Consider the following 1394-nt stretch of genomic DNA (forward strand, 5'->3'; position numbering starts at 1 on the left):
GTCGATGTCGTAGGCAGTAATGTCGGCACCGCGGTTGTCGAGTTCATACGCCCAGTAGCCCTTCCACGCACCGAGTTCGATGAGTGGCCCCTGCTCGCGAAGATACTCGAGTGCCTCGCGTGTCGGAATCGCGAACGCGTACTCCGCGATCAGCCGCTGTTGGACGTCGGTCTCCCACTGCGCTGAGATGGGCATGACGATGTCACGCTCGCGTTTGCGGCGCCTCAGTTCACTGAGGGCCTCTTGGATTGCTGCGATGTACTCGATGTCGTCGTCCTCGTTACAGACGGTTTCGACGAAGTCAGACCACGAGACGGAGATTGACGCTGGTTTCTGGTCGCGATAGCGGTCGCTAATCTCCTCAGGGTCGCCACCCCGCTTGCTAATCTCATCACGTGGAAACTCGGTCATCACTCGGTGAGGTACTGCCAGATTGTGGTGGGGTCGGCATCGTTGAGCGTGGCGTTCGTCTGTATTTTCCGGAGCTCAGCTACACAGCGCTCGGCGACGAGCGGATAGATGTTTCCAGGAACGATCGCCCTGTCGAGTTGCATGATCTCTGGGTAGTTCTCAGCCCAAATATCCTCGACAACTCGCGGGTAGAGGTCATCAATGAGGTGACGGCCGAACTCGCGGCCCTCCTCGACGACCATCGTTCGGACCTCTTTCCGGATACGCGCCGGCGTACAGTAGGTTGCAACGAGGTACTCCGCCCCTGTCTCGGCCTCGTCAGGATTCTGGCCAAACTGTTCGCGATTCAGCTCGTGGAACGCCTCGCGGACGATCTTCACGCGGCGCTCATACGTGTCGCTGCGCACGACGACACCCTCTGCGTGGACGTCCGCTGCAAGTGACGACGGCGGCACGTCGAATGACTCGGGATCGATAGTACTCTGTTCTTCGAGGATTGTCGCCGGGAGGAACGAGCGCTCGCTCGGGGTATCTTCGTGGCGGATGCGTTCGAGGATACGCCAGACTGTGGGTGTGTCGAGGAATCCCGCGAAAGTCTCCGTGTAGGGGTTCCCTGCGGGGGTGTAGGTCTCGATGCGATCAAACGGGAGGACGTCGAAACCAATGAGTGCTGGGAGTTCGCGGTCGGTGTAGCCGTAGTCGAGCGTCGAGTAGACGAGGTTTTCCGCATAGACGACAAGCGGGCTCGCGTATTCATCGTGCAAGCGTCGAAGCGCGTCCGTGTCGACGCCGTCACGGAGGCAGCGAACCGCACGGTGAAGTGCACCGTCGACCTCTCCAAGTGAGTCACGATGGCTGCCCATGATGGACCTACGTGTTCCGAAGACGAGACTCCCGTCCCCGTCCGCAGCCTCACCGACAACGCTCGGATAGGCGTCCGCGTAGCGCTCGTCGTAGAGCGCGAAGCGGAAGGCGCTCCCATC

The 1394-nt window shown here is 60.5% G+C and carries 2 protein-coding genes; both read right to left on the reverse strand.

Features of this window, described 5'->3' with window-relative positions:
• The coding region (locus tag AUR66_RS03900; RefSeq protein WP_058571192.1) for a hypothetical protein at positions 1-411 on the reverse strand (411 nt) is incomplete at its 3' end.
• The coding region (locus AUR66_RS22520; protein ID WP_058571193.1) for a hypothetical protein at positions 411-1394 on the reverse strand (984 nt) is incomplete at its 5' end. The genes AUR66_RS03900 and AUR66_RS22520, both read right to left, overlap by 1 nt.

Origin of the sequence: Haloferax profundi (assembly GCF_001469865.1) — an archaeon.
GTDB lineage: Archaea > Halobacteriota > Halobacteria > Halobacteriales > Haloferacaceae > Haloferax > Haloferax profundi.